The organism is Streptomyces sp. NEAU-174 (assembly GCF_052665095.1).
In genome coordinates, this window is the sequence record NZ_JBQTCE010000002.1 from 647,469 (window position 1) to 673,788 (window position 26,320).

25 protein-coding genes and 1 pseudogene are annotated in these 26,320 nt (G+C 70.8%); 8 read left to right on the plus strand and 18 right to left on the minus strand.

The window, feature by feature from the left end; translation table 11 throughout:
* Positions 1-35: 35 nt before the first annotated feature.
* Both ACT2CW_RS07650 and ACT2CW_RS07655 read left to right on the plus strand, forming a co-directional pair.
* Complete coding sequence (locus ACT2CW_RS07650; protein ID WP_445515998.1) at positions 36-590, plus strand: DUF2243 domain-containing protein; 555 nt, start codon at positions 36-38, stop codon at positions 588-590.
* Positions 590-1,513 (plus strand): cytochrome c oxidase assembly protein, encoded by a 924-nt coding sequence (locus tag ACT2CW_RS07655; RefSeq protein WP_445515999.1) that lies wholly within the window; start codon positions 590-592, stop codon positions 1,511-1,513. Before ACT2CW_RS07650 ends, ACT2CW_RS07655 begins: the two co-directional genes overlap by 1 nt.
* Positions 1,514-1,661: 148 nt before the next feature.
* Here the strand turns inward: ACT2CW_RS07655 and ACT2CW_RS07660 are convergent, their stop codons facing one another.
* The 4 genes from ACT2CW_RS07660 to ACT2CW_RS07675 form a co-directional block, all read right to left on the minus strand.
* Entirely contained in the window at positions 1,662-2,354 is a 693-nt protein-coding gene (locus ACT2CW_RS07660; RefSeq protein WP_445516000.1) for a GAF and ANTAR domain-containing protein, read from the minus strand.
* A 23-nt stretch (positions 2,355-2,377) separates the two neighbouring features.
* Complete coding sequence (locus ACT2CW_RS07665; protein ID WP_414083391.1) at positions 2,378-2,908, minus strand: gamma carbonic anhydrase family protein; 531 nt, start codon at positions 2,906-2,908, stop codon at positions 2,378-2,380.
* Between the two features lie 215 nt (positions 2,909-3,123).
* Positions 3,124-3,792, minus strand: coding sequence for a DedA family protein (locus ACT2CW_RS07670; protein WP_164431373.1), 669 nt, complete (start codon positions 3,790-3,792; stop codon positions 3,124-3,126).
* A 207-nt stretch (positions 3,793-3,999) separates the two neighbouring features.
* Positions 4,000-4,452 carry a DUF4442 domain-containing protein gene (locus tag ACT2CW_RS07675; RefSeq protein ID WP_445516001.1) on the minus strand — a complete coding sequence of 151 codons (453 nt, stop codon included), beginning with the start codon at positions 4,450-4,452 and terminating at the stop codon, positions 4,000-4,002.
* 95 nt (positions 4,453-4,547) lie between these two features.
* Here ACT2CW_RS07675 and ACT2CW_RS07680 point away from each other — a divergent pair, with 95 nt between their 5' ends.
* A complete protein-coding gene (locus ACT2CW_RS07680) occupies positions 4,548-5,663 on the plus strand; it encodes a hypothetical protein (protein WP_445516002.1) in 1,116 nt (371 codons plus the stop codon).
* A 74-nt stretch (positions 5,664-5,737) separates the two neighbouring features.
* Entirely contained in the window at positions 5,738-7,054 is a 1,317-nt protein-coding gene (locus ACT2CW_RS07685) for an MFS transporter (RefSeq protein ID WP_445516003.1), read from the plus strand.
* On the opposite strand, the gene ACT2CW_RS07690 is transcribed toward ACT2CW_RS07685, so the two are convergent.
* The 3 genes from ACT2CW_RS07690 to ACT2CW_RS07700 form a co-directional block, all read right to left on the minus strand.
* Positions 7,041-7,886, minus strand: a complete 846-nt coding sequence (locus ACT2CW_RS07690) for a spermidine synthase (protein WP_445516226.1) — start codon at positions 7,884-7,886, stop codon at positions 7,041-7,043. The genes ACT2CW_RS07685 and ACT2CW_RS07690 overlap by 14 nt on opposite strands.
* A 117-nt stretch (positions 7,887-8,003) precedes the next feature.
* On the minus strand, positions 8,004-9,179 hold the full coding sequence (tuf, locus tag ACT2CW_RS07695; RefSeq protein WP_037953746.1) for an elongation factor Tu: 1,176 nt from the start codon (positions 9,177-9,179) through the stop codon (positions 8,004-8,006).
* Positions 9,180-9,276: 97 nt separating this feature from the next.
* Positions 9,277-9,429, minus strand: coding sequence for a hypothetical protein (locus ACT2CW_RS07700; RefSeq protein ID WP_445516004.1), 153 nt, complete (start codon positions 9,427-9,429; stop codon positions 9,277-9,279).
* A 251-nt stretch (positions 9,430-9,680) separates the two neighbouring features.
* Between ACT2CW_RS07700 and ACT2CW_RS07705 the strand changes: the two genes are divergently transcribed.
* Entirely contained in the window at positions 9,681-10,439 is a 759-nt protein-coding gene (locus ACT2CW_RS07705) for a TVP38/TMEM64 family protein (RefSeq protein WP_445516005.1), read from the plus strand.
* Between the two features lie 74 nt (positions 10,440-10,513).
* Here the strand turns inward: ACT2CW_RS07705 and ACT2CW_RS07710 are convergent, their stop codons facing one another.
* On the minus strand, positions 10,514-12,058 hold the full coding sequence (locus ACT2CW_RS07710; RefSeq protein ID WP_445516006.1) for an MFS transporter: 1,545 nt from the start codon (positions 12,056-12,058) through the stop codon (positions 10,514-10,516).
* 294 nt (positions 12,059-12,352) lie between these two features.
* Here ACT2CW_RS07710 and ACT2CW_RS07715 point away from each other — a divergent pair, with 294 nt between their 5' ends.
* A complete protein-coding gene (locus ACT2CW_RS07715; RefSeq protein WP_164431385.1) occupies positions 12,353-13,225 on the plus strand; it encodes an undecaprenyl-diphosphate phosphatase in 873 nt (290 codons plus the stop codon).
* Positions 13,226-13,488: 263 nt separating this feature from the next.
* Here ACT2CW_RS07715 and ACT2CW_RS07720 read toward each other — a convergent pair whose 3' ends face one another.
* The 3 genes from ACT2CW_RS07720 to ACT2CW_RS07730 all read right to left on the minus strand — a co-directional run bounded on the left by ACT2CW_RS07720 (position 13,489) and on the right by ACT2CW_RS07730 (position 15,523).
* Positions 13,489-14,148: an HAD family hydrolase gene (locus ACT2CW_RS07720; RefSeq protein WP_445516227.1), complete on the minus strand. Its 660-nt coding sequence runs from the start codon at positions 14,146-14,148 to the stop codon at positions 13,489-13,491.
* A 41-nt stretch (positions 14,149-14,189) separates the two neighbouring features.
* On the minus strand, positions 14,190-14,810 hold the full coding sequence (locus tag ACT2CW_RS07725; RefSeq protein ID WP_414083382.1) for a flavin reductase family protein: 621 nt from the start codon (positions 14,808-14,810) through the stop codon (positions 14,190-14,192).
* 188 nt (positions 14,811-14,998) lie between these two features.
* A complete protein-coding gene (locus tag ACT2CW_RS07730) occupies positions 14,999-15,523 on the minus strand; it encodes a MarR family winged helix-turn-helix transcriptional regulator (RefSeq protein WP_445516007.1) in 525 nt (174 codons plus the stop codon).
* 42 nt (positions 15,524-15,565) lie between these two features.
* Between ACT2CW_RS07730 and ACT2CW_RS07735 the strand changes: the two genes are divergently transcribed.
* Together ACT2CW_RS07735 and ACT2CW_RS07740 are read left to right on the plus strand one after the other, a co-directional pair.
* Positions 15,566-16,507, plus strand: coding sequence for an EamA family transporter (locus ACT2CW_RS07735; protein ID WP_445516008.1), 942 nt, complete (start codon positions 15,566-15,568; stop codon positions 16,505-16,507).
* Positions 16,508-16,580: 73 nt separating this feature from the next.
* On the plus strand, positions 16,581-17,696 hold the full coding sequence (locus tag ACT2CW_RS07740) for an AI-2E family transporter (RefSeq protein WP_164431398.1): 1,116 nt from the start codon (positions 16,581-16,583) through the stop codon (positions 17,694-17,696).
* A 55-nt stretch (positions 17,697-17,751) separates the two neighbouring features.
* On the opposite strand, the gene ACT2CW_RS07745 is transcribed toward ACT2CW_RS07740, so the two are convergent.
* From ACT2CW_RS07745 to ACT2CW_RS07775, 7 genes and pseudogenes are all read right to left on the minus strand, one after another.
* On the minus strand, positions 17,752-18,321 hold the full coding sequence (locus tag ACT2CW_RS07745; protein WP_445516009.1) for a cysteine hydrolase family protein: 570 nt from the start codon (positions 18,319-18,321) through the stop codon (positions 17,752-17,754).
* A complete protein-coding gene (locus ACT2CW_RS07750) occupies positions 18,318-19,643 on the minus strand; it encodes an MFS transporter (protein WP_445516010.1) in 1,326 nt (441 codons plus the stop codon). The genes ACT2CW_RS07745 and ACT2CW_RS07750 overlap by 4 nt, the downstream gene beginning before the upstream one ends.
* 124 nt (positions 19,644-19,767) lie before the next feature.
* Positions 19,768-21,501, minus strand: coding sequence for a hydantoinase B/oxoprolinase family protein (locus ACT2CW_RS07755; RefSeq protein WP_445516011.1), 1,734 nt, complete (start codon positions 21,499-21,501; stop codon positions 19,768-19,770).
* Positions 21,498-23,636, minus strand: a complete 2,139-nt coding sequence (locus tag ACT2CW_RS07760; protein ID WP_445516012.1) for a hydantoinase/oxoprolinase family protein — start codon at positions 23,634-23,636, stop codon at positions 21,498-21,500. The genes ACT2CW_RS07755 and ACT2CW_RS07760 overlap by 4 nt, the downstream gene beginning before the upstream one ends.
* Positions 23,637-23,800: 164 nt before the next feature.
* Entirely contained in the window at positions 23,801-24,970 is a 1,170-nt protein-coding gene (locus ACT2CW_RS07765; protein WP_445516013.1) for a pyridoxal phosphate-dependent aminotransferase, read from the minus strand.
* 43 nt (positions 24,971-25,013) lie between these two features.
* A pseudogene (locus tag ACT2CW_RS07770) lies at positions 25,014-25,469 on the minus strand (ATP-binding protein); the annotation flags it as partial.
* Between the two features lie 94 nt (positions 25,470-25,563).
* A complete protein-coding gene (locus tag ACT2CW_RS07775) occupies positions 25,564-26,277 on the minus strand; it encodes a GntR family transcriptional regulator (RefSeq protein WP_445516014.1) in 714 nt (237 codons plus the stop codon).
* Between the last annotated feature and the right edge of the window lie 43 nt (positions 26,278-26,320).

Consider the following 26,320-nt stretch of genomic DNA (forward strand, 5'->3'; position numbering starts at 1 on the left):
GGGGGAACACGCTGTCGTCAGGACGGAGAGCGGTGATGACCACCACGGCGGAGGAAGCCCGGACCGGTCCACCCGCGTCGCGCGTCATCCGGCTGCCGGGGATCGTACTGGGGGTGGGGCTCGGCGGATTCCTCGACGGGATCCTGCTGCACCAGCTGCTCCAGTGGCACCACATGCTCAGCAGCACCGACCACGACCGCATCGGGGTGCGGTTCTACAACCCGCACACCGTCTCCGGTCTGCGGATGAACACCGTGTGGGACGGCGTCTTCCACGCCGTGTGCTGGATCTCGGTACTGCTGGGGCTGGCCATCCTCTACGCCCGGGTCACCCACGACCGGCGCCGGGTGTGGGGCTCCCGCGTCCTGTGGGGCTGGATGCTGGTCGGCTGGGGTCTGTTCAACCTCGTCGAGGGCGTGCTGGACCACCAGATCCTCGGCATCCACCATGTCCACGGCGGCCCGGAGCAGCCGTGGTGGGACGCCGGCTTCCTCGTCCTGGGCGCCCTTCTGGTGGCCGGCGGCTATCTGTTGCAGCGCGGCGGGGCGCCCTCCGGTCCCGGGGCGCCCCGCGCCGCCGGGCGCGTGTGATGGGCGCCGGCGCGGCGCATCCCGGCCATGGGCACGGTGGGGGCGGCGGCCCCCTGGAGGTATGGCTGCCGGCCCTCGCCCTGCTGGGGTGCGCCGCCGGCTACGCGCTGATGGTCCGCCGCGCCCGCCGCCGTCACCCCGCCAAGGGCTGGCCGCTCGCGCGGACGCTGAGCTTCGCGGCCGGGCTCGTCCTGGTGGCCATGGCGCTGCTGCCGCCGCTCGCGCCGCTCGCCCATGAGGACTTCCGCGGCCATATGGCCCAGCATCTGCTGCTCGGGATGTACGCGCCCCTGGCGCTGACGCTCGCGGCCCCGGTCACCCTGCTGCTGCGCGCACTGCCCCCGGACCGCGGCCGACGGCTGACCGCCGTGCTCCGCTCCCGCCCCGCGCGGCTGCTGGGCCACCCCGTCACCGCCCTGCTGCTGACCACCGGCGGGCTGGTGCCGCTGTACTTCACCCCCGTCTACGACGCCACCACGGGCCACCCCGGATGGCACTGGCTGACGCACGCCCACTTCCTGCTCTCGGGCTGGCTGTTCGCGTATGTCATCGCCGGTCCCGATCCGGCACCCGCCCGGTCGGGGGTGCCGGCCCGGCTGGTGGTCCTCGGCGTCGCCATCGCCGCCCACGCCGTCATCGCCCAGCTGATGTACGGGGGGTTCTGGGTCGAGGTGCGTGCCCCGATCGCCGAGGTCCGGGGCGGCGCGGAGATCATGTACTACGGCGGCGACCTCGCCGAGCTCCTCCTGGCCGTGGCCCTCGTCACCACCTGGCGGCCCGTGCGGACGCCCCGGAGGACGCACGGGTCACGCGTACGCACACTGCGGCGGCCGGAGGAGGGGCGGCCGGAGGAGCGGCGGCCGGAGGAGGGGCGGCCGGAGGAGGAGATCCGCGCCCCACGGGCCCTGCCGAAATCCGGGTGACGGTGGGGTTACCACCGTCAGGTCCCGGGTACCTGGGCGTCACGCCATCGGAGTGAGCCCCCGGGGGACCACGGTGGCCAGGCCCTTCCGGTCCAGACCGCGGGCCGGAAGAGCCGCTTCGGCTGACGCGTCGGTTCGGGCCGACGCTTCAGTCGTCGATTCCCCCGCTCTCGCAGATCTGCCGGGCGATGTCCCGCAGCTTGACGTTGCGCTCCTGGGACACCCGCCGGATCAGCGCGAAGGCGTCGTCCTCGGTGATCTTCAGGCGTTCCATGAGGATGCCCATGGCCTCCCCGATGGTGTGCCGGGTCTGGATCGCCTGCTGGAGCTGATCGGCGGTGCGGGCGCTGGAGAAGGCGACCGCGGCATGCGAGGCGAGCAGCCAGCCGGCCGTCTCGCTGGCCTTGGTGAAGACGGCGGGGCGCCGTGAGTAGAGGTTCAGGGCGCCGAGGTTCTCCTGCTCGGTGTAGAGCAGGAACCCCATCATGCTGCCGATGCCGAGTCCACGGGCCTCGCTGACGAAATCCGGCCAGCGCTCCTCGGGCTCGGTGAAGTCCTTGATCCGGAACACCCGCTCGCCGTCCAGCCGACGGGCGGCGTCGAAGCAGGGCCCCTCGCGGAGCCGGCTCTGGAGCCGGTCCGACCGCACCACCAGCCCTTCGGTGGGGGCGAGGGACTCCACTCGGTTGCCGCGGAGCACCAGGATGCCGGCCGCGTCGCAGCCCTCCACGATGTCCACCGCACAGGCGCTGATCCGATCCAGCGTGGCCTCCACGGAGTTCTGCGCCAGCAGATCCCTCGCCATGGTGGCCATACGCTCGGCAAAGGCTTCCCAGTCCATGCCCACCATCCGATCACATCCGGCTACTCGCCGCTGCTGAGCGCTTCCCGGTACTGCTTCGCCCGGTCCGCGTACACCTGGGCGTTCAGTCTGATGCCTTCCCGTTCCTCGTCGGTCAGGGGGCGCTTCACCCGCGCCGGCACCCCGGCCACCAGGGAACCGGGCGGTATCTCCATGCCCTGCGGCACCAGGGCCTGGGCCGCGACCAGGGACCCCGCGCCGATCCGGGCGCCGTTGAGGACCGTCGCCCCCATGCCGATCAGCACCTCGTCCTCGACCGTACAGCCGTGCACGACCGCGTTGTGCCCGACCGAGACCCGCTCGCCGATGGAGACCGGGAATCCGGGGTCGACATGCACCGTGCAGTTGTCCTGAATGTTGCTGTCCGCGCCGAGGACGATGGGGCCGCCGTCACCCCGCAGCACCGCCTGGTACCAGACGCTGGATCCCGCCGCCAGCACGACATCGCCGATCACCACCGACGTGGGGGCCACGAATGTGTCGGGGGCGATCTGTGGCTCCTTCCCGCCGATGCCGAAGATCAAGGCGCGCACCGTCTCTCCCACCTGGTCGTTCCCCTTCGCGTCCCGTGCCCCGGCCGATGGCTCCGGCAGAGCCCTAAGCGCTCCGCGGGAAGTGCCCTGACCTGTCGTCGATCGTCCGCGGCGCCGTCGTGGCTGGTCGCGCCCGCGCGGCGGAGCCGCATATCGACACAGCCCCGCGCCCCTTCGGGGCGCACCCGAACCGCACCGCACTTCAATGAGGCCGCTTAGTCCCCGGCCGGGACCGGCTCCGGCTCCGCGGTCTCGGGATCGGCCGCCGTGACCGCCGCGGCCTTGGCCTTCTTGGAGCGCCACTTCATGACCAGCATCGAGCCGAGGCCGAAGAGCAGGGCCAGCACGAGCCCGAGCCAGGAGAAGCGCTTCAGCCAGTCCTCCGCGACCTTGCCCAGGGAGTAGATGACCGCGGTGGTGCCACCGGCCCAGACGATGCCGCCGAGCACATTGGCGATGAGGAACTTCCAGTACGGCATGCGCAGCACGCCCGCGAGCGGCCCGGCGAAGATGCGCAGCAGCGCGATGAACCGGCCGACGAAGACCGCCCACATCCCCCACTTCTGGAAGGAGCGCTCGGCGGTGGCCACGTGCTCGGCGCTGAAGTGCTTGGGGAATTTACGGCCCAGCCAGGCGAGCAGCGGCTGTCCGCCCTTGCGGCCGATGAGATAGCCGATGGAGTCGCCGATCACCGCGCCCGCGACGGCGCACGTCCCCAGGATGTAGGGGTTGATGTGGTCCTGGGAGGCCGCCAGCAGCGTCGCGCTGACGAGGACGATCTCGCCAGGGAGCGGAATTCCCAGGCTCTCCAGGCCGATGACGATACCCACGAGCAGATACACGCTGACCGCGGGCACGGTCTCGAGCCATTCCTCGATATGCAACGCCGGTTCCTCCCCATGTGGCGACCGCTTCCCGGCGTGCGCCGGACCAGGGACGCGGCGCACGCCGGGAAGCCTACTCAATCGGCGCGCGGTCGCCATCATCCCCAAGTCGTGCTCCGGCTCGCGTCGGCTCCGGCGAAGGGAGGACGAGTCGGGGCCGGACTCGGGGCCGGACTCGGGGCCGGACTCGGGCTGGGGAGGTCGGGCTCAGGACTGGGGGCGCAGGGTCCACACGATGGACATTTCGCCCGTAACCTCACCGTCCTCGCGTGTGATCGCGACGTTCACCGGGAATTCAGGCCGCTCCCCCGCGTCCAGCTCGGCGACCACCTCGGCGGCGGACCGGCCGAGGGTGGCGGTCGCGGTGACGGGCCCCTTGGCGAGCTTCTTGTAGTCGATCTCGGCGCGCACGGCCAGCGGTACGGCACGGCCGAGCTGATCGCCGAACGCCGCCAGCACGATGGCGCCGCTCGCCGACTCCGCCAGGGTGAACATCGCGCCCGCGTGGGGGCCGCCGACATGGTTGTGGAAGTCGGGCTGATCGGGCAGGCACAGCACCGCGCGCTCGGGCGACGCCTCGCGGAACTCCAGGTTCAGGGTGCGCACCATGGGCACGGTGGCGGTGAGCATCTCGCCGACGGAAGGCAGGGTTTCTGACATGCCCCGGAAGTTACCACCCAGTAGCAAGCGGGGAAAGGGGCAGTTCAAGGGGCAGCCGTAGCAGGTGTCGTCGGCCCCCTCTATCGTTACTGGCCATGTGGCCAGGACAGCAGCCGCCCGGGGGCGAGCAGAACAACCCGCACGACCAGAACCCCTATCAGCAACCGGGGTACCAGCAGCCGGGATACAACCAGCCCAACCCGTATCAGCAGCCGGGATACCAACAGCCGAATCCCTATCAGCAGCCGCCCCAGCAGCAGCCGGTGCCGCCCGGCCAGCCGGGGCAGCCGGGGCAGCAGCAGCCCGGTTTCGGCCCGCCGCAGGATCCGCCCGGCCAGCAGTGGGGCACTCCGTCCGGCCCGCCCGGCGCACCGCGGCCGCCGCGCGACAACAAGAAGCGCACGACCACCATCGCCATCGTCGCGGCCATCGCGGTCGTCGCGGCCGCGGCCATCACCGGTGTGCTGGTCCTGGGCAAGGGCGACAGCGGCGGCGGTGACGAGTCGAAGGGGAAGGACAAGACGCCCGCCTCCACCTCGGCCCCGGCCTCCGAGGAGCCGACCGAGGACCCGGGCGGCGGCGGTGCGGACAACCCGCGCGCCGGCGGTGACACCACCGACGTCAAGGCGGTCATACCCGGCTGGAAGCCGGTGGTCAGCCCCAAGCGGCACAACGCCTTCGACGTCCCCCCGGACTGGACGATCGAATCGCCGGGCCTGAGCACCGGTTTCGAGGACGACAAGGGCAAGCCGCTCGTGGTCATGTCCGCTCCGGCGCGGTACAAGAAGGACTACTGCTCGGTCAAGGACAAGGACGGCTACGTCGACAAGAGCCACGCCGCCGGGGCGGGCTCGAAGGGCGCCCAGGGCGCCAAGAGCGAGGCGTCGGCCGCCAAGATCGAGGCCGAGAACTGGGTCTTCGCCGCCTTCGACCAGAAGCAGACCGGGACCCGCAAGGTCACCGACGCCAAGAAGTTCAAGAGCGCCCACGGCCTCGAGGGCTACACCGCGTCGGCCACCGTCACCGGGGTGAAGAAGACCGACAAGTGCACCACCGACGGCAAGTCCGTCACCGTGACCTACACGGACACCAACGGCGACTTCGCCACCTGGGTCCTGTACTCGGTCAAGGGCACCAAGGAAGAGGTCCCGGACTCCACCATCAAGAAGATCATGAGTTCGCTGCGGCCGGTGAAGTCGGAGGTCTCCTGACCCGCTGACCGCTCCGGCCATGGCGGCCGGAATTCGGTTGGACGCCGGGGCCCGCCCCCAGGGATAGTCCGGATGTGACGACTCCTCCGGCCCCGCGCCTCCGACCGCGCCGCCCCGCGTGGGCCGGCCGCAACTACACACTGCTGACCACCGCCGCCGTGGTGACGGGCCTCGGGAACGCCGGAGCCCTCATCGCGGCGGCGTTCGCGGTGCTGGAGGCGGGCGGGGACGGCGGCGACGTCGGGCTGGTGGCGGCGGCCCGCACCCTTCCGCTGGTCGTCTTCCTGCTGATCGGCGGCGCGGTGGCGGACCGGCTGCCCCGCCACCGGGTGATGGTCGCGGCCAACAGCCTCAACTGCCTCTCACAGGCGGCATTCGCCGTGCTCGTCCTGTCCGGCGAGGCACGGCTGTGGCAGATGGCGGTGCTGTCCGCGCTCGGCGGCACCGGGCAGGCGTTCTTCTCCCCCGCCGCCGAGGGCATGCTGCTCTCCAGCGTCAACGGCGAACAGGCCGCCCGCGCCTTCGCGCTGTTCCGGGTGGGCATGAACGGTGCGCAGATCGGCGGGGCCGCGCTCGGCGGCGCACTGGTCGCGGTGGTCGGCCCGGGCTGGGTGCTGGCCGCCGACGCCGCCGCGTTCGCGGTCGCGGGCGCCCTGCGCTCGCTCCTCGACGTCAGCGCCGTCGCCCAGCGGGAGCCCGGCGGCGGCATACTGCGGGATCTGCGCGAAGGTTGGCGCGAATTCGTCGGACGGCCCTGGCTGTGGTCGATCGTCGTCCAGTTCTCCGTCGTCAACGCGGTGGTGGGAGCGGCGGAGGCGGTGTATGGCCCGCTGGTGGCCGAGGACCATCTGGGCGGGGCGCGCCCCTGGGGGCTGGCGCTCGCGGCGTTCGGCGCGGGCACCGTCCTGGGCGGTCTGCTGATGGTGCGCTGGCGGCCGCGCCGGATGCTGCTCGCGGGCTCCCTGTGCGTACTGCCGCTCGCCCTGCCGTCGGCCGCGCTCGCCGTCCCGGTGCCGGTCGTGCCGCTGGCCGTGGTGATGTTCCTGGTCGGGGTGTCGGTCGAGGTGTTCGGGGTGTCCTGGATGACCGCGCTGCACCAGGAGATCCCCGAGGACAAGCTGTCGCGGGTCTCGGCGTACGACTGGTTCGGCTCGGTCGCCATGGTGCCGCTGGCCACGGCGCTCGCGGGCCCGGCCGAGGAGGCGTTCGGCCGGGCGGGCTCGCTGTGGGGCTGCTCGGCGCTGATCCTGGCGCTGACGCTGGCGGTGCTGACGGTCCCGGACGTACGGCGGCTGCGCCGGCGCGAGACCGAGCCCGTCGCCGAGGGCGGACCGGCCGCCGCCACGGACACCGCCCCGGACACCGCCTCGGAGCCGGTCAGCCCACGCTGAACGCCCCGTCCGGCGGCTCGGGCGAGGGCGTGGCGTCCTCGTCCCGCACCGGCGCCGCGCCGCCCATGAACCGCTCCAGCGCCTCCCCGTACTCGACCCTGGCCGGGAAGGCGTCGGCCGCGGTGCGGCGGGCCAGCACGGCGACCGGCGGTTCGGCCTGGGAGGCCACCAGCACGGCGTTGCCGAACCGGCGGCCGCGCAGCACCGACGGCTCCGCGATCAGGGCGAGATGGGCGAACGCGGTGCGGTAGGTGGCCAGTTGGGAGCGGAGGAAGGCGAACGGCGCCCCGTCGGCCAGATTCGCCGCGTACCACCCGCCCGGCCGCAGCGCGCGGGCCGCGGCGCGGGCGTACTCGACGGAGGTCAGATGCGCGGGCACCCGCGAACCGCCGAAGACATCGGCCACGATGACATCGGCGGACCCCTCGGGCGCGGCCTCCAGCGCCGTCCTGGCGTCCTCCGGCCGCACCGTGATCCCCGCCCCGGACGGCAGCGGAAGGTGCTCGGCGACCAGCTCCAGCAGCCCCCGGTCGGCCTCGATCACCACCTGGTGGGAGCCGGGGCGGGTGGCGGCCAGATAGCGAGGCAGCGTCAGCGCCCCACCGCCCAGGTGCAGTACGTCGAGCGGGGCGCCGGGATCGGCGGCCGCGTCCAGGACATGGGCGATCCGCCGCGCGTACTCGAATTCGAGATGGCCCGGATCGTCCAGGTCGACGTACGACTGCGGGGCGCCGTCCACCGTGAGCAGCCAGGCGCGCGGGCGGTCCAGGTCCGGCATCAGCTTGGCGGTGCCGCCGTCCACGGCACGGCTCACGGGTATCGGCTCGTTCACCCTCTCGTTCACCCTCTCATTGTGCCGTTCATTGTGCCGTCGCGCGCAGGCCGTGGCCTCCGCTCGCCCGCCCCCCCACCCACACGGGGAAGGCGGACGAGCGGGGCCGGTGATGGCTTACGGCAGCACGGTGGTCACCGTGCCCGCGCCCACCGTGCGGCCGCCCTCGCGGATCGCGAAGCCGAGGCCCGGCTCCAGCGGTACGGCACGGCCGAGCTCGACCGTCATGGTGACCGTGTCACCGGGGCGCGCCACCGCGGTGGCCCCGAGGTCCACGGCGCCGACCACATCGGCCGTACGGAGGTAGAACTGCGGGCGGTAGCCGGTGGACACCGGTGTCCGCCGACCGCCCTCGGCCGCCGACAGGACGTACACCCGCGCGGTGAAGCGCCGCCGCGGTACGAGGCTGCCGGGCGCGGCCACCACATGGCCGCGGCGCACCGCGTCCCGCGCCACTCCGCGCAGCAGCAGCGCCACATTGTCGCCCGCCTCGGCCGACTCCATGGACTTGCCGAAGGTCTCCACGCCGGTGACCACCGTGGCCACATCGGTGCCGGGCACCTCGACCCGGTCACCGACCCGTACCGTGCCGCGCTCGATGGCGCCGGTGACGACCGTGCCGCGGCCGGTGATGGTCAGCACGTTCTCCACCGGCAGCAGGAACGGCGCCCCGGTGTGGCGCACCGGCGTCGGTACGTAGATGTCCACCGCGTCCAGCAGCGCCTCGATCGCCCCGGTCCAGCGCGGGTCGCCCTCCAGCGCCCGCAGCCCGGAGACCCGTACGACGGGCGTGGTGTCGCCGGGGTAGCCGTGCGCGGAGAGCAGCTCGCGCACCTCGAGCTCGACGAGGTCGGTGAGCTCGGGGTCGCCCGCGTCGGCCTTGTTGAGGGCCACCACGATGTGGTCGACGCCGACCTGGCGGGCCAGCAGCACATGCTCGGCGGTCTGCGGCATCACACCGTCGAGCGCGGAGACCACCAGGATCGCCCCGTCGATCTGGGCGGCGCCGGTGACCATGTTCTTGATGAAGTCGGCGTGGCCGGGCATGTCGACATGCGCGTAGTGCCGGGTGTCGGTCTCGTACTCGACATGCGCGATGTTGATGGTGATGCCGCGCGCGGCCTCCTCCGGCGCCCGGTCGATGCGGTCCGCCGGCACATAGGCGCCGCCGGTGCCGCGCTCGCTCAGCACCTTGGTGATGGCGGCGGTCAGCGTGGTCTTGCCGTGGTCGACATGGCCCATGGTGCCGATGTTCAGATGCGGCTTGGTGCGCACATAGGTCTGCTTGGACATGCGACGGTCTCTCCTCGTCAGCGGGGGTGGGAAGCGCGGACCCCAGAACCTCGCCGACCCTCCCCCTGGGGGATCCGTCGGAGTTGTCCGAGGAGGGTCAGCTTCGGGCGCCGTCGAGGCAGGCGGCGGGAGCGGCGGCGGGCGGGTCCGTGGTGAGGGCGGCGACCGCGGCCGGAGCGGGAGAGGGGACGGCAGCCTTCGGCGCGTCCGCGACCGCGGACGTCGGCGTGAGGAAGGCGAGCCGGAACATGCTGTGATCTTCGCGCACTGTTCGGTCCGCGTCGAATGGTTTTCGGTGCGTTTGGATGCGTGTGGGGTGGGTGGGGCGGGTGGTTCGGGTGGTTCGGAACCGCTGCCGACCGGGTTCGGAACGTCTCTCAACGGGGTTCGGAACCATCTGCCGACCGGGTTCGGAACCGTCTGTCGACGGTCTGCCGACAATCGGACGACAACCCGACGACATCGCGGCGTCCACCGGGCCGGGTCGGTTACGCTCCACCGATGCTCGATATCGCCCCGCCGCCCGCGAAACCGGCCACGCGCCGCGCCCGCGCCGTGCTCCTCTCGCCGTGGTCGCGGCTGGGGTTGCTCGCCGCGCTGCTCACCGGTTCCGCGATCGCGGTCTGGCTGTGGCAGCCGCAGCGGCTGCTGACCCACGGTGGCTGGCCGGAGTTGTCGGGCGGGACGGCCGTGGTGCTGTTCACCGCCGCGTACGGGGTGGGCACCGCCGCGCTGGTGCCCCGGCCGCTGCTGAACCTGGCGGCCGGTGCGCTCTTCGGCATCCAGTACGGGCTGGCCACGGCCATCGGCGGCACGGTGATCGGCGCCGGGATCGCCTTCGGCCTCGGGCGGCTGCTGGGGCAGGACGCGCTGCGGCCGCTACTGCGGGGGCGCTGGCTCTTGGCGGCGGACCGGCAGTTGAGCCACCACGGGTTCCGGTCGATGCTGGCGATCCGGCTGTTCCCGGGCGTACCGTTCGCCGCCGCCAACTACTGCGCGGCCGTCTCCCGGATGAGCTGGCCGTCGTTCCTGCTGGCCACCGGGGTGGGCAGTGTGCCGAACACCGCCGCGTACGTGGTCGCGGGCAGCCGCGCCACCACCCCCACCTCGCCCGTCTTCCTCCTCGCGCTGGCCTTCATCACGGTGCCCGCCGTCGCGGGGGCGCTGGTGGCCTGGCGCAAACGCGGCCGTATCCGGCCCGTGCGGCCCGTACGACCTGTGGAGGACACGGCGGCGGACGAGATGGCGCCGCGGGGCTGACAGGCGGCCCCGCGAGGCTGACGAGGACCGGGTCCGTCAGCCGCCGACGGGGCGTCCGTCAGCCGCGGGGCCCGTCAGCCGCCGGCCGGTCCGGGGGCGGAGGCCGACGTGGCCGCGGCGCGTGCGGACAGCGGCTCGGCGATGTCCTCCAACGGGCGCCGTTCCGCCGGAATCGCGAGGAAGACGGCGGCCAGCCCGGCCGCGACCATGAGCGACGCCCCGATGGAGAAGGCCAGCGCGGTGTCGGCGACGACTCCGCTCGCCGTCAGATCCGAGAAGATCAGCGGACCGCTGATGCCCCCGGCCGCCGTGCCGATGGCGTAGAAGAAGGCGATGGCCAGGGCGCGCGTCTCCATCGGGAAGACCTCGCTGACCGTCAGATACGCCGAGCTCGCACCGGCCGAGGCGAAGAAGAGGACCGCACACCAGCAGGCGGTCATCGTGGTGGCGTTGAGCCAGCCGTTGCCGAACATCCAGGCGGTGATGAACAGCAGCACACCGGAGAGGACGTACGTCCCCGAGATCATCGGCCGGCGGCCGACCGTGTCGAAGAGCCTGCTCAGCAGCAATGGCCCGAGGAAGTTGCCGAAGGCGATGACCGTGAAGTAGTAGCCGGTGTCGCCGCTGGGCACGCCGAAGAACTTCACCAGGATCGAGCCGAAGCCGAAGGTGATGGCGTTGTAGAGGAACGCCTGCCCGATGAAGAGGGCCAGCCCCAGGAACGCGCGCCGGGGGTACGCCCGGAAGAGCGTCCGGGCGATCTCGATGAAACCGGTGCTCTTCCGCGTGCGGATGGTGATGGCCTGGTCCGGCTCGGGGAGGCGCCGCCCGGTCTCGTCCTCGATCCGCCGTTCGGCCGCCGCCACCAGTTCCTCGGCGCCCTCCGCCCGGCCGTGGATGAACATCCAGCGCGGGCTTTCCGGGACGTTCCGCCGGACCAGCAGGATGGCCAGGCCGAGGACGACGCCGAGGGCGAAGGTGAGCCGCCAGCCGACGTTCAGCGCGAAGAAGTTGGTGTTGAGCATCAGCACGGAGAGCAGCGAGCCGCCCATCGCGCCGAGCCAGAAGCTCCCGTTGATGACCAGGTCGACGCGGCCCCGGTACTTGCTGGGGATCAGCTCGTCGATCGCGGAGTTGATGGCCGCGTACTCCCCGCCGATGCCGAAGCCGGTGAGGAAGCGGAAGAGGAAGAACCACCAGGCGGAGAAGGAGATGGCGGTGAGCGCGGTGGCGGCCAGATAGACCCCGAGCGTGATGAGGAAGAGCTTCTTGCGGCCGTAGCGGTCGGTGAGCCAGCCGAAGACCAGCGCCCCGGTGCAGGCCCCGGCCACATAGAGGGCCGCCGCCACCCCGGTGACCTGCGCGTCGGTGATGGGCAGCCCGCTGCCGGGCTCGGAGAGACGGCTGGCGATATTGCCGACGACGGTCACCTCGAGACCGTCCAGGATCCATACGGTGCCGAGACCGATCACGATCATCCAGTGCCAGCGTGACCACGGCAGCCGGTCCAGCCGTGCCGGGACGTCGGTGGTGATCGTCCTGCCCGGCCCGTTCCCGGCGCCGCCCCCGGCCCCGTCCCGTCGGCCGCCCTGCCCTCCGTCGTGCCCGATCGCGGTCATACGGTTCGGCTCCTCGGCTGTCCATGGCTGTCCACGGCTGTCCACGGCTGGTCCTCACCACACGCCCGCGGCCGGGCGGCGACTGCCGAGTACCCGAGGTCAAAGCGCTGAACCGATGGTCTGACCAGGCCCTTGATGGGCCGCGCACCCGGGGACGCTACGCTGCCCCCACAACCGGCCGTTGATCCTCGACGGTCGGCTTCCCACTGACCGCCCCGCCTGAATCGGTCATGCCTGGACATCTGAGACCAGGGACCGAGCAGCGCACGATCAGCCTTGGATAGCGAAGACTCAATGTCGTGGTTTGAATCATTCATCCTCGGGCTGGTCCAGGGGTTGACTGAGTTTCTTCCGATCTCCTCCAGCGCCCATCTGCGGCTCACGGCCGCGTTCGCCGGCTGGAACGACCCTGGGCCCGCCTTCACCGCGATCACCCAGATCGGCACGGAGCTCGCGGTGCTCATCTACTTCCGCAAGGACATCGTCAACATCGTGTCGGCCTGGTTCCGCTCGCTCTTCAGCAAGGAGTGGCGCGGCAACCACGACGCCCAGATGGGCTGGCTGGTGATCGTCGGCTCGCTGCCCATCGGTGTGCTCGGGCTCACCCTCCAGGACGCGATCGAGGGTCCGTTCCGCGATCTGCGGCTCATAGCCACGACCCTCGTGGTCATGGGCGTCGTGCTGGGCTTCGCGGACCGGCGTGCGGCCCGCGATGAGACGGGCGGCCGCCATCGCGTCGCCAACCAGCGCAAGACGCTCCAGGAGCTGAGCATCCGGGACGGGCTCATATTCGGGGTCTGCCAGGCGATGGCGCTGGTGCCGGGCGTCTCCCGGTCGGGCGCCACGATCAGCGGCGGACTGCTGATGGGCTACACCCGCGAGGCCGCGGCCCGCTACTCCTTCCTGCTCGCGGTGCCGGCGGTGCTGGCCTCGGGCGCCTTCGAGCTGAAGGACGCCTCCGAGGGCCATACGGAGTGGGGCCCGACGATCTTCGCGACGGTCATCGCCTTCGTTGTCGGCTATGTGGTGATCGCGTGGTTTATGAAATTCATTTCGAGCAAGAGCTTTATGCCGTTTGTGATCTACCGGATCCTGCTGGGCATCGCGCTCTTCGCGCTCGTCGGCTTCAGTGTGCTGAGCGCGCACGCGGCCGAGTCGGCAGGCTGACGCACTCCTCGGATATCCGAGTGGATATCCGCCCAGACATCCGCTCGTACATCCGCCGGACAGGCAGGGAGATGGGCCGCCGGCCGAGGAGGGAGGAGTCCGGCGGCCCCTTCGCCCAGGTCTGGCGCCCCTGAGCGGCATGGCACGAGTCAAGCGCCATGCCGGGCGGCGGGGAAGGGTGTGCGGTAGATATATGCAAGCACTCGCATCACACCGGGTGTGAATTCCTCACCCAGCGCACACCCCTGCCCTGAACTGCGGCCTTACGGGGACCATGCCCCCGACGGCCCGGTGACGATCTCCACCAGTTCGCCCAACGAGTCGATCCGCCAGTCCGCCATCGCCGCGTCGGCCGTATCGCTCCACAGATACGCCCACGGCCCCCGGCGGATATGCGCGGCCCGCAGCCCGGCGGCCTTGGCCGGCCGGATGTCGAAGGCCGGGTAGTCGCCCACGTACACCGTGTCCCCCGGCGCGGCACCGCCGAGCTCCAGCACCCGCCGGAAGAACTCCGGATCGGGCTTGACGACCCCCCAGCCACTGGACGTCGCCACGGCGTCGACCGGAAGCTGCATTCCCCGCAGCAGCTCCCCCATCCGCAGCGACTGGTTCCCGGCCAGGACCACCCGCAGCCCGGACTCCCGCAGCGCGCCGAGCGCGGACCGTACGTCCGGGTACAGATCGGACTCGTCCAGCCACTCCCCCCGCCCCGCCGCCTCCCGCGCCCGCCGCTCGGCGTCGATGTCCACGCCGGGCCGCAGCAGCCGGATCGCGTCCCCGTCGTCCCGTCCCTGCGCGACGACGGCCCCCACCAGCGCGGACAGGGTGTGCCGGGGCACCCCGAGCCAGTCGGCCCAGGAACCCCAGTAGCGGTCCTCACGGACGAGGGTCGAGCCGATGTCGAACACCACGCTCTCCACCACCACGCCCCCTTCCTACGGCCCGCTTCCCATGCCCGCGACCCTCACACCTGCTCCGGCCCCCGGCCCTCCCAGTCCGCGTACCGGATCCGGGCCAGATCCAGCACCTCACCGACCGTGCCCCATTCGTTCTTCCCCAGCCGGGACAGCGGCCGCAGCCTGGTGACCTCGGCATGCCCGTCGACCATCACCGCGTCGTCGATCGCGGCGTGCACCACCCGTCCGAAGACCACCGTCGAGTTCCCGAGCCCCATCGTGCTGTGCACCACACACTCCAACGCCACCGGCGACCCCGCCACCCGAGGCGGCTTCACCCGCAAGCTGGCCTCCTGCTCCACCCCCACCGCCTCGAACTCGCTCACCCCGTGCGGAAAGTCCGTCGCGGTCGCGTTGACCTGCTCGAACAGCCCCTCGGGAGCGAGGTTCACCACGAACTCCCCGGTGTCCTCGACATTCCGCAGCGAATCCTTACGCCCCACGGAGGTGAACTGCACGACGGGCGGAGCCACGGCCGCGACGGTGAAGAAGGAGTGCGGGGCGAGGTTCGCGGCACCGTCCTGGCCGACGGTCGACACCCAGGCGATCGGCCGGGGCACGATGACCGAGGTCAGCAGCTTGTAGAAGGGGGTGGTCCCCATGGTCTCGGGCTCGAAGTCGATACGCATGCGCCCCAGTATCCGCTGGCCCGGCGGCGCATCCCAGCGGATCCGAGCCCATAGGTTGGGCCAGTGGCCGCCTCCAGAGAGGACGGTTCCGGGCTCCGTCGTCGTGAAGTGGGTATCAGGCGGGCTACGGGACGCCCGTACTGAGGCCGGAGTCGAGCAGGCGGCTGTGCGGGTCCGCGCGGGGCGGGTCACTCGTGGCGGGGAGGACGCGGGTCTTCCAGGCGGGAGAGCCAGGTCGTGAGCAGCGCTTCGAGCGTCTCGGCCTCGGCGGGCGTCAGCAGGTTCAGCAGGTGGTGTTCGTTGCGCATATGGTCGGTGAACGCCCGGTCGATCAGTTCGCGTCCGGGTTCGGTGAGGGCGACGATCCGGCCGCGCTGATCGTCGTCCGAGCGGCGGCGGGTGACGAGTCCGGCTCGTTCGAGGCGGTCGATTCTCTTGGTCATCGCGCCGGTGGTGACCATGGTGTGCGCGGCGAGCTCGCCAGGGGCGCGTTCATAGGGTTCGCCAGCGCGGCGCAGTGCGCACAGGACGTCGAACTCCCCCTCGGTGAGGTCGTAGCGGCCGTATACGCGGCAGAGTTCTTCGGTGAGCTGACCGGCCAGGCGGTGCAGCCGGCCGATCACTCCCTGCGGAGAGGTGTCGACGTCGGGCCGTTCGCGGCGCCAGTCGGCCTGGATGCGGGCCACGCGGTCCAGCGGTTGCCGATGTTCCATGGAAGACAAATATAGCTTCCCGGGAAGCTATATTTGTCTTCCATGGAAGCTAATGCGCGTTGGGTGGCGCTGACCGCGGTCGCGCCGGTGGCGTGGGGAGCCAACTACTTCGTCACGCACGAGTTCCTCCCCGCCGGGAGCCCGCTGTACGGGGCCGCTCTGCGGGCGCTGCCCGCGGGGCTCGTCCTGCTGGCGTTGTGCCGGTGGCGTCGGCCGCACGGTGCGTGGTGGTGGCGGTCGGCGGTCCTGGGATCGCTCAACGTGAGCGTGTTCTTCGTCCTCGTCTACGTCGCCTCCCAGCTGCTGCCGACGAGCGTCGCGGCGACCGTCATGGCGGTGTCCCCGCTGACGATGACGCTCATCGCCTGGCCCCTGGTGTCCGAACGGCCCCGCACCGCCCATCTGTCCGGTGCCGTGGTCGGGCTCGCCGGGGTGTGCCTCATGCTGCTCACGGGAGCGGAGGGGGTGAGCGTGCCGGGGGTTCTCGCTTCGGCAGCCGCCATGCTGGTGTCGTCCTTCGGCCACATCCTGACCAAGCGGTGGAGCGCCCAGACCGATGTGCTCGCCTCGACCGCCTGGCAGCTGACCGCCGGAGGGCTGTTCCTGCTTCCGGCCGCCGCGGTGGTGGAGGGACCTCCGCCCGCACTCTCCACACCGGCGCTCGTGGCCTTCGGCTATGTCTCCCTGGCCGCCACCGCGCTGGCCTTCACCGCCTGGTTCACCGGGCTGCGGCATCTGCCCGCGGGGACCGTGGGTCTGATCGGGCTGCTCAACCCCGTCACGGGCGTGCTGCTCGGCACAACGGTCGCCACGGAGGTGCTGACCGGTCAGCAACTGTGCGGACTGGTTCTGGTACTGGCCGGAGTCGTCCTCGGCCGGCCCACCCGCGTCGGCCGACGTGGCACCGGCCGGACGCCCGCCCAGCCCGGCTCTCACCCGCGCCCCGCACGGGATCCCTCGCCCTCCCGCCCCCAACCCCGGTGATCGCACTGGGAGTTTGGCTAGGGTGTTCCTGAAAGGCAGCGCCGGGAAGCCCTGATGAGGTACGGGTGGCCCCATGCCACGCACGTTGAGTTCCACGAAAACCCGCGCCGCGCTCCGCGAATCGTCGCGTATCTCCCTCGAATTGCTTTTGATCCTCGTCATGGCCGCGGCGGTCCTATGGGCCCTGGGCCAGATGTGGTCGGTCATCTGGCCGCTCGTCGTCGGTCTGCTCCTCACGACGCTGACCTGGCCCCTGGCCCGCCTTCTGCGCGGGTGGGGGTGGCCTCCCGCGCTGGCCGCCTCGGTCGTGACCCTGCTGTTCCTCCTGGTCGCCACGGGCATCGTGGCGCTGATCGCGGTGCCCGTGGCGTCCCAGTCCGGTGAACTGGCCGACGGGGTGACCGAAGGCATCGAGCGGGTGCGTGAGTGGGCCGCCGGGCCGCCGCTGAACATCGACGATGCCCAGATCGCGCAGGCCACCGACGGCGCGGCCGCCCGGTTGCAGAGCAGTGCGGGCAGCTTGGTCAGCGCTGTCGTCGCGGGAGTGAGCACCGTGGTCGACGGTGTGATCACCGCCGTCCTGGCGCTCTTCTTGATGTTCTTCTTCCTCAAGGACGGCCCGCGGTTCCTGCCGTGGCTCGCCGGTCAGCTCCCCGGCCGCCTCGCCATCGACATCCCCGCCGTGGCCGCGCGCAGTTGGGACACCCTCGGGGCCTTCGTGCGTTCCCAGGCGCTGGTCGGCCTGCTCGACGCCATCCTCATCGGGCTCGGGCTGTGGGCTCTGGGAGTACCGCTGGTGCTGCCGCTTGCGGTCCTGACCTTCATCTCCGCGTTCATTCCCGTCGTGGGGGCCTTGTTCGCGGGTGTGGTCGCGGTGCTCATCGCGCTGGTGTTCAACGGTCCGACGGACGCGCTGATCGCGCTGGCGATCATCATCGTGGTGCAGCAGCTCGAGGGCAATGTGTTCCAGCCGATGATCCAGAGCCGTGGACTCGGCCTGCACGCGGCGGTCGTCCTGCTGGCGGTGACACTGGGCAGCAGTCTGGCCGGGATCGTGGGCAGTCTGCTCGCCGTACCGGTGGCCGCGCTGATCGCGGTGGCCTGGAACTACGTGCGCGAACAGCTCAGCCATCCGCCACAGGAGCCGGAGAGCGACGAGCAGCCCGCCGGTGGCGCCGTCGTGTCGTAACCACTCGTCGTCCAGGACGCCGGGGGCGAGGCCCCCGGCGTCCTGGGGCGGATCCTCACAGTCCTCCGAGCCAGGACTCCACTGTCATGACCCGCGCGCCGCGTGCGGGGAAGACCCGCTCCATGAAGAAGTCATGGACGTCCGCCTCGGCGTCCGCGCAGGCGTCGCTCAGGACGGTGGCCCGGTAGTCGCGGTCCAGGGCGTCGTAGAGCGTTCCCGCGACCATCGCGCTGGTCGCCACGCCTGTCAGCGCGATCGACTCGACATGGTGGGCGCGCAGCACCAGGTCGAGTTCCGTTCCGGCGAACGCGCTGGTGCGGCGCTTGGTGATGACGACGTCCTCCGGTCGCGGTGCCAGTTGCGGAATGATGTCCGTCTCCCCGGATCCCTCATGAAACAGGGAGCCGGCCTGGTGAAACGCGGTGAACAGGGTGTTGTTCTCGGAGACATCGGCTCCCGACGCCCGCAGCTCCGTGCGCACGAGGACGACGAGGAAGCCGTGCGCGCGAGCGGCGCGTACCGACTCCCGCATGGGAGGCACGGGCGCTCGGCTGAACGGATAGCTGGCCAGGATGCCCGTCTGCATATCACCGATGATGAGTGCGGTGTCGGTGCGGCCGGTCACCCGATCTTCTCCGAGTCGTGGCGCTGGGGCAGTGGATCCTGGGCGGTTGACTGTTCCGCCTTTCGCCCGGCCGTCAGCAGGATCACCAATCCGGCGGCGAGCATGAGGGCGATGGCCAGGAGGGCGTACGTGAAGTCGCCGGTCGCGTCCGCGATGGCGCCCGTCATATAGGGGCCGATGAAGCCGCTGACGTTGCTCACCGAGTTGATCAGCGCGATGCCCGAGGCCGCGGCGGCACCGGTCAGACACAGCGGCGGCAGTCGCCAGAACTGCGGCATGGCGGTGAAGACGCCGGAGACGCTGACGCAGAACGCCCCGATGAACAGGACGTCGTTGTGGGTGAAGGTGGCCAGCAGCAGGCCCACCGCACCGAACGCCAGGGGTACCGCCGTGGAGAACACCACGGACCGGCGCGCCGCCACCTTGGCCCAGGCGAGCATGGCGACGATGGCGATGGCCGAGGGGATACCGGCGAGCAGCACGCTGCCGACATCCGAGATGGTGGACGCGTTCCCGGTGAGCGTGGAGATCATCGTCGGCAGGAAGAACGCGATGGGGTACAGGCCGAAGACGATGGCGAAGAAGGCGAAGGCCAGCATCCACACGCGTCCGCTGGAAAGCGCCTGACGCATCCCGGTGAGCGCGCCATGTGCGTTCTGCTGGGCGGTTTCGAGGGTGAGTCGGTGCTGGATGGCGTCCTTCTCCTGGGGTGTCAGCCACTTCGCGTCGGCGGGCCGGTCCGGCAGCAGGCCGTAGATCAGGGTTCCGGACAGGACGGTGAAGAGGCCCTCGGTGAAGAACAACGACCGCCACCCGGCGTACCCGGTGAGCTGTTCACCCCAGGACAGCATGGCCGCGGCGAGTGGCGATCCGATGATGCCGGACAGCGGAATCATGATGAAGAAGATCGACATGGCCCATGTCCGCTGTCTCCTGGGGAACCAGAAGGTCATGTACAGCAGGATTCCGGCGGCCAGCCCGGCCTCCGCGAAACCGAGCAGGATTCGCATGACGTAGAGCTGGGCGACGCTCTGCACGGCCGCGGTTCCCATGGTGACGAGGCCCCAGGAGACCAGGATCCGGGTGATCCATTTCCGCGCTCCGAACCGGCGCAGCATCATATTGCTGGGGATTTCCACGAGGATGTAGCCGATGAAGAACAGGCCGGAGGCCAGGCCCAGCTGTCCGGCGGTGATGCCGAGGCTCTTGTTGAGCGACTGCGCCACATAGCCGAGATTGGCACGGTCGATGTAGCTCATCACGTAGGCGAGGCCGATGAGCGGGATGATGCGGATGCCTACTTTGCGCCATACACGACGCATGCCATCGTCTGTCGTTGTCGGGGCGGTGACCTCGGCCATGACGGGGTCCTCTCGGTGAGCGGGGTCCGAGGATGGTGAGGTGGGGGGTGGGAATGGTGAGTTGGGGACGGGGACGGGGACGGGGTTAGTGGCGCCCGGCGGCGCGCCGCCGCCGTGTCGCCGCCGTGTCGACCGCGCCGTCCGGGGTGACGACGACTCCGTAGTCGCGGATCGCGCCGGAGGCGGTGACCTTCCCGTCCAGTACGTCTTGCAGGACACGGTCGGGATCCCGGGTGAAGGGGTCCCCGTGGCCGCCGCCCCCGGCGGTGACGTGCCGGTGGCGTTCGCCGGCGGCGAGGAGTTGGACGACCTTGGCGGGGAGTATCTGCTCCAGCGGGGTGCCGGGGTTGAGGATGTTGGACGACGGCGTGCCCTGGGCTCCCCCGTCGAGGCCGTAGGGCAGGTGGGTGCGCCGGTCGGAGCGGATCTGTACGGACACCGCGGGGGCGAGCACCGTCATGTCGCGGAAGGTCGACAGGCCGCCGCGCCACCGGCCGGGGCCGCCGGTGTCGGGCAGGTAGCCGTAGCCGTCGATGCGCACATGGCCGGACTGTTCGAGTTCCTCCACCGGTACGTTGGCCAGGTTGGCGCCGAGCGGGCTGACACCGTCCACACCGTCGCGATCGGGACGGGCTCCCCAGGCCCCGCACAGGATGTCCCACAGGACGTTGGTGGTTCCGTTCTCCCCGGTGATGCCGATGGCCACGGAGTCCGGACCGCCGTCGCCCGCGGCCGGGACCCGGTCGGGGAAGACAGGAGCCAGCGCGCCGAGGACGGTGTCGATGATGCGGTAGGCGACCAGCCCCCGGGCGCCACGGGCCGAGGGCCTTCGGCCGTTGAGGATGGAGGCCTCGGGGATGGTGAAGGTGAGGGGCCGGTAGAAGCCGCTGTTGGCCGGGATGTCGGATCCCAGGGCGCCCTGGATGGCCGCGTAGGAGGCGGACCGGGTGAAGGACGCGGTGGCGTTGAGGGCCGAGGCGACCTGGGGGGAGGACCCGGTGAAGTCCACGTGCAGGGTGTCGCCAGTGATGGTGACGGTGACGCGGAAGGGGATGGGCGGCGAACCCATGCCGTCGTCGTCGATGAAGTCCTCGAACGCGTAGGCACCGTCGGGCGCCTCGGCGAGCGCCGCGCGCAGCAGGGTCTCGGAGTAGGCGAGGAGTTCCTCGTTGAGCGCGGCCAGCCCGTCGGTGCCATGGCGTTCGGCCAGTTCCCTCAGCCCCTCCCCGCCCGCGTGACACGCGGCGAGCTGTGCTTCCAGATCGCCACGGAGCAGCTCCGGCTCCCGTACGTTGCGGAGGATGAGCGCGAGGAAGGTCTCGTTGAGCGTGCCCGCGTCGTACAGCCGGGACGGCGGTATCTGCACGCCTTCCGCGAAGATGCTGGTGGACTGCACCGCCATGGATCCCGCGGCCCAGCCTCCCACGTCCACGTGGTTGACGACGGTGACCGAGTAGCCGAGCAGCTGCTGGCCGGAGGTGAACACCGGGGCGATCGCGAAGATGTCGGGCAGATGCATACCGCCCAGGTCGGGATCGTTGAGCAGATAGACGTCGCCCGGGCGGACGGAGTCGCCGAAGGCCGCGAGCACGGCGCTCATGGCTTCGGGAATGGAGCCGAGGTGCACCGGACAGGTGTTGGCCTGCGCGATCACCCGTCCCGAGGCGTCGCACAGCGCGGCCGAGAAGTCCATGCTGGAGGCGACGATCTGGGAGTGCGCGGTGCGCAGAATGGTGATCGCCATTTCGTCCGCGAGTCCGGTCACCGCGTTCCGGTAGACCTCGAACGTGGCGGCGTCGCTGATCGGGCGCGGGCTCATGAGGCTGCCTCCGGGGCTGCGGTCGTCCAGCTGATGACGATGTTGTTGAAGCGGTCGCGGTGGGCGGTGGCCGCCGGCGGTACGAGGGTGGTGGAGTCCATGTCCTCGATGACGAGGGGGCCTTGCCGGGGCTCCGGCGACAGTGCGGCGCGGGGAATGACCGGGGTCGGCTCGGTCCGGTCGAACCGGCACTCCCGGGTCGTTTCGGCCCGGGGCGCCGAGGTCGTTTCGGCCCGGGGCGCCGACGGCGGCAGGCTCAGCAGCCGCTCGACGCCGACGGCGTTGCGCACCCGCCCCCGGACGCGGAGGTTGACGATCTCCACGAGCTCGTCGGTGCCGGCGCGGCCGTAGGTGCGGTGGTGCTCGGCGTGGAACCGCTGCCGTACGGAGGCCATCAGGCCGGAGTCCAGCGTCCCGTCGGGGACGGTGACGGACAGCTCGAACCGCTGACCGCGGTAGCGCATGTCGAAGACCCGCTGTACCTCGGTGTGTACCGAGGGGGCGGCCTCCCGCAGGGCCTCGGTGACCTCCTTGGCCATGCGGTCGAACTCCGCGCCGAGCAGGTCGAGCGCGTCGAGGTCCGCCCGGTGGGGCACCACCGCCTGCCGTTCGGTGTCGGCGACGAGGAGCCCCAGACTGCTGAACAGCCCGGTGTGCACGGGGACGATGACGGTGTCGATGCCGAGCTCCCGGGCGATGGCCGCGCCATAGAGGGGCCCGGCACCGCCGAAGGCCACCATGACCGCCTCCCGCGGATCGCGGCCGCGTTCGCTGGTGACGGCCTTGACGGCCTTGGTCATGCTGGACACGGCGACCTCGTAGGCCCCGCGCGCGGCCGCCGGGATGTCGACGCCGAGGTCCTTGGCCACCGGGGCGATGGCCCGCCGGGCGAGGTCCGGTTTGATGGCCACGCGTCCGCCGGCCAGTGCCCGCGGGCTGAGGTAGCCCAGGACCACGTTGGCATCGGTCAGCGTGGGGCTGGTCCCTCCGTTGCCGTAGCAGGCGGGACCGGGCCGGGAGCCGGCGCTCTCCGGTCCGACCCGCAGGGATCCGGCGACGTCGGTGGAGATGACGCTGCCGCCGCCCGCGCCCACTTCGGCGATGTCGATGGAGGGCACGCGCAGCGCGTATCCCGCCCCCTTGCCCATGCCCCGGGTGATGTTCATGCCCCCGCCGACCTCGTAGTCACCGGCGACGAACGGCTCCCCGTGCTCGATGAGGGAGGCCTTGGCCGTGGTGCCGCCCATGTCGAAGGCGACCACCGAGTCGATCCCCATGAGCTGGGAGAGTTTCCGTACGGCGATGACGCCGGCGGCGGGCCCCGACTCGATGATCTGTACCGGGCGCCCCACCACCGAGGGTGCGTCGAGGAGGCCACCGCTGGACTGCATGATCATCAAGGGCGCGGAGACGCCCGCCTTCCGCAGCCCCTCGCCGAGCGCCGTGACATAGTCATGGACCTGGGGCCCCACATAGCTGTTGACGACCGCGGTACTGGTGCGCTCGTACTCCTGCATCTGCGGCGTGATGTCGACGGAGGCGGTCACATAGGTGCCGGGCAGGAGGGCCCGCAGCTCGGCGGCGACTCGGCGCTCCTCCTCGGGACGGACATAGGAGTTGATCAGACACACCGCCACCGCCTCGATGCCCGCGGCCCGGATCTCGTCCGCCACCCGCGCCAGTTCGGCAGAGTCCGCCGGGGGTTCGAGGTGGCCGTCTGCGGTGATGCGCTGGTCGATCTCGTAGCGGTGGCGCCGGGGAACGAGCGGGGTCGGCCGCTGCCAGGAGAGGTCGTACAGCAGGGGGCGGCGCAGGCGTCCGAGTTCCAGTACGTCGCGGAATCCCCGCGTGGTCACCAGGGCGGTATGTGCTCCCCGCATCTCCAGGATGGCGTTGGTGGCCACCGTGGTGGCGTGCAGCATCGCCGTGACCTGGTGCGGAAGCGCGTCCGCCGCGGAGAGCGCGGCCCGGGTTCCGCCGAGGACGCCGCTGCCGAAGTCCGGCGGTGTGGAGAGGACCTTCACGGGGACGACCCGGCCTTCCGGGCCCAGGGCGATGACATCGGTGAAGGTCCCGCCGATGTCGGCGGCGACGCGCCAGCTTCCGTCGGGATCGGTCACAGCGGGTCCTGACATGTTCGGCTCCTTGAATGGCGGCCCTGGAGGGGCTCTCTCGCGCCACCCCTCCGGCAGTTGCGATGACCATAAGGCAGATCTGAGATCTCAGCAATGAACTAGTAGGATCTCTTTGTCGCCCGTGCGATACCGCGACGTTCCGCGAGCGTCGGCTTCCGTTCCCGCTACTCCGCGACGGACAGCCGGGGCGCCACGCCGCCCCCGCCCCCACTCCCCCGCCTCAACTCCCCGAGCCGCCGCCCCACTTCCTCGAGGTCGGCGGCGGATCCCCCGTACACCATGCGGACATGCGTATCCGGCCCCGCGAAGGCGTCCCCCGCGATGGCCGTCATGCCGTGATCCAGCAGCAGCCGCTCCAGCCGGCGCCCGCGGAATCCGAGCGGGGCGCAGTCGACGAAGACGAAAACACCGGCGTCGGGGCGCACCGAAGCGAGGCCGGCGCTCTCCAGCCCGTCGCGGAGGATGTCACGCCTGGCCCGCATGGTGGCGAACTCTTGTTCGATCCAGTGTTGCGGGCCGGTCATGACGGCATGCGCCGCGGCCTGGGCCACGTCGCCGACGTTGATGGCGTCCCATTCGAAGGCATGGTGTATCGGCCTCAGCAGATGGGCGGGGGCGTGCACATAGCCGACCCGCCAGCTGGTGAAGGCGTAGTTCTTACTGAGGCTGGTGACGGTGACCAGGTCCGGATGGTGATCGCGCAGCAGCATTTGCGGCACATAGCCGGGCCCGTCCCATACATAGCGCTCGTAGGACTCGTCGGAGAAGACGATCAGACCGTGGCGCGCGGCGATGTCCAGAAGCCGGCAAAGCCGCTCCCGGCTGGGCACATGACCGGTCGGATTGTTGGGGTTGCAGATCAGCAGTGCCCGGGTGGCCGGAGTGATCGCGGCCTCGACGGCCGCCGGGACATGGTCCCAGCCGCGGCTCTCGTCGGACGGTACGTACACCGGCCGGGCTCCCGCCAGGCGGATCATGCCGTCGAAGAAATAGCTCGGAGCGGGGATCAGGACGTCGTCGCCCGGCGACAGCAGAGCCCTCAGCGCCACGCTCATCCCGTGCTGGGCGCCATGGGTGATCAGCAGTTCGCGCCCCGGGTCCACGGCGAGCCCGTACGTGGCCTCCAGGCGCGAAGCGATCGCCTGGCGGAGTTCTTCGGAACCGCGGCTGTTCCGGGGGAACACCTCACCGGCGGCGGTCCGCGCGGCCTCCACGACGTGTTCCGGCATGGGCAGCATCGGCACACCGCGGAAGGGGATCATGGCCACATGGTGCGGCGGCGCCGTCCGGGCACGGTCGGCGAGTTCGAGCGCCGGCAGACGTTCCAGCTTCATCAGGGGTTCCCTTCACGGATCGTGGTGCGCCGGGCAACCGGGCCCAGACGGTCTTGCCATCGGGATGCCGTTCGGCCGTGAGACCCCCGCCGAATTCGGTGAGCAGTGCGTCGACGATCGCCGTTCCGCGGCCATGGGTGGCCTCCGGGGAGGCGGCCGTCGGCCTCGGAACGTCGCGCGAGTTGTCGCGGACACCGAGTTCCAGCGTTCCGTCGTCACCGAGCCTGAGGGTGACGACGATGTTCGGTGTGAACACACCGGCGTGGTTCACGGCGTTGGTGACCAGCTCCGAGGCGATGAGGCCGATGGTGTGGACCAGCTCACCTCCCGCCGGCATTCCCCATTCGAGGAGGGTCTCCACCAGGGCACTCCGGACCCCGGGCACATCAGCGGCGGAAGGCGGCAGCGAGAAAGTCCGGTCGGTCCGGCAGAGCGCTGTGGTGTTCATAGTGATCATCTCGATGTGGCGGCGGGCGGGAGTCTGGAATTCCATCCCCATCTAAGATCTTAGATCTCTATACTGAGATCTTACATCTGCCCGGAGAACCACTTCAACCCCTGGGGAACGCGAAACGGAACCCGGCCCTCCGGGATCAGGTGACGCTGATGCTGACCTCGGCGAGCGACGCATGGGAGACGAGCTGGTCGATGATCTGCTCCTGGGCGGTCCGCGTTCTGGCGCCCATGGCCGCACGGGCGGCGGCCGGGTCACGGTCCCGGACGGCCTCGAGGATCTCCCGCCGCTGATGCGCGGCCGGCTCCGAGAAGGGCAGGGACTTCAGCGTGATCCGCAGGACTCGCTCCAACTCGTCGAAGACTCGGATGACCGCCTGGGCCAGCATGTCGTTGCCGCACCGGTTGGCGATGATCGCGTCGAACTCGAGGTTGGCGCGGAGGAACGCGTCGAGACTGGCCGGGTCCCCCGTCTCGTACGTGACCGACAGGAGCTCCTCCATCCGGGCGAGATCGCGCTCGGGGCAGCCGAGCTCCGCCGCGAGACCCGCCGCCTCGACCTCCAGCAGCCGACGGAAGGCACAGAGGTCACGGGTCCCCTTGAGGGTGACCGGCAGGATGCGGTAGCCCGAGCGGGGCAGCGCCTGCACCAGACCGTCCCGCTGCAACCGGGTCAGCGCCTCCCGGGCGGGCATCGTGCTGGCGCCGGCCCGGCGCGCGAGGGTCGACTTGGTGACATGAGCGCCGGGCTCCAGCTCGAGCTCGATGATCTGGCGCTTGATGGTGGCGTATGCGCGCTCGGTGGCGCTGAGGCTCGGATGATCTTCGCTGAGGATGGCCGGCAGATACTTCACACTTCTACTTTAGCGCAATTGCGATCTCACACCCCCCGACCGG

Bases quoted from the DNA above. Each gene is read 5' to 3' on its own strand.
- ACT2CW_RS07650 (WP_445515998.1), top strand. From the start codon at position 36: ATGACCACCACGGCGGAGGAAGCCCGGACCGGTCCACCCGCGTCGCGC.
- ACT2CW_RS07655 (WP_445515999.1), top strand. From the start codon at position 590: ATGGGCGCCGGCGCGGCGCATCCCGGCCATGGGCACGGTGGGGGCGGC.
- ACT2CW_RS07660 (WP_445516000.1), bottom strand. From the start codon at position 2,354: ATGGACTGGGAAGCCTTTGCCGAGCGTATGGCCACCATGGCGAGGGAT.
- ACT2CW_RS07675 (WP_445516001.1), bottom strand. From the start codon at position 4,452: ATGTCAGAAACCCTGCCTTCCGTCGGCGAGATGCTCACCGCCACCGTG.
- ACT2CW_RS07680 (WP_445516002.1), top strand. From the start codon at position 4,548: ATGTGGCCAGGACAGCAGCCGCCCGGGGGCGAGCAGAACAACCCGCAC.
- tuf (WP_037953746.1), bottom strand. From the start codon at position 9,179: ATGTCCAAGCAGACCTATGTGCGCACCAAGCCGCATCTGAACATCGGC.
- ACT2CW_RS07700 (WP_445516004.1), bottom strand. From the start codon at position 9,429: ATGTTCCGGCTCGCCTTCCTCACGCCGACGTCCGCGGTCGCGGACGCG.
- ACT2CW_RS07705 (WP_445516005.1), top strand. From the start codon at position 9,681: ATGCTCGATATCGCCCCGCCGCCCGCGAAACCGGCCACGCGCCGCGCC.
- ACT2CW_RS07710 (WP_445516006.1), bottom strand. From the start codon at position 12,058: ATGACCGCGATCGGGCACGACGGAGGGCAGGGCGGCCGACGGGACGGG.
- ACT2CW_RS07715 (WP_164431385.1), top strand. From the start codon at position 12,353: ATGTCGTGGTTTGAATCATTCATCCTCGGGCTGGTCCAGGGGTTGACT.
- ACT2CW_RS07725 (WP_414083382.1), bottom strand. From the start codon at position 14,810: ATGCGTATCGACTTCGAGCCCGAGACCATGGGGACCACCCCCTTCTAC.
- ACT2CW_RS07730 (WP_445516007.1), bottom strand. From the start codon at position 15,523: ATGGAACATCGGCAACCGCTGGACCGCGTGGCCCGCATCCAGGCCGAC.
- ACT2CW_RS07735 (WP_445516008.1), top strand. From the start codon at position 15,566: ATGGAAGCTAATGCGCGTTGGGTGGCGCTGACCGCGGTCGCGCCGGTG.
- ACT2CW_RS07740 (WP_164431398.1), top strand. From the start codon at position 16,581: ATGCCACGCACGTTGAGTTCCACGAAAACCCGCGCCGCGCTCCGCGAA.
- ACT2CW_RS07750 (WP_445516010.1), bottom strand. From the start codon at position 19,643: ATGCGTCGTGTATGGCGCAAAGTAGGCATCCGCATCATCCCGCTCATC.
- ACT2CW_RS07755 (WP_445516011.1), bottom strand. From the start codon at position 21,501: ATGAGCCCGCGCCCGATCAGCGACGCCGCCACGTTCGAGGTCTACCGG.
- ACT2CW_RS07760 (WP_445516012.1), bottom strand. From the start codon at position 23,636: ATGTCAGGACCCGCTGTGACCGATCCCGACGGAAGCTGGCGCGTCGCC.
- ACT2CW_RS07765 (WP_445516013.1), bottom strand. From the start codon at position 24,970: ATGAAGCTGGAACGTCTGCCGGCGCTCGAACTCGCCGACCGTGCCCGG.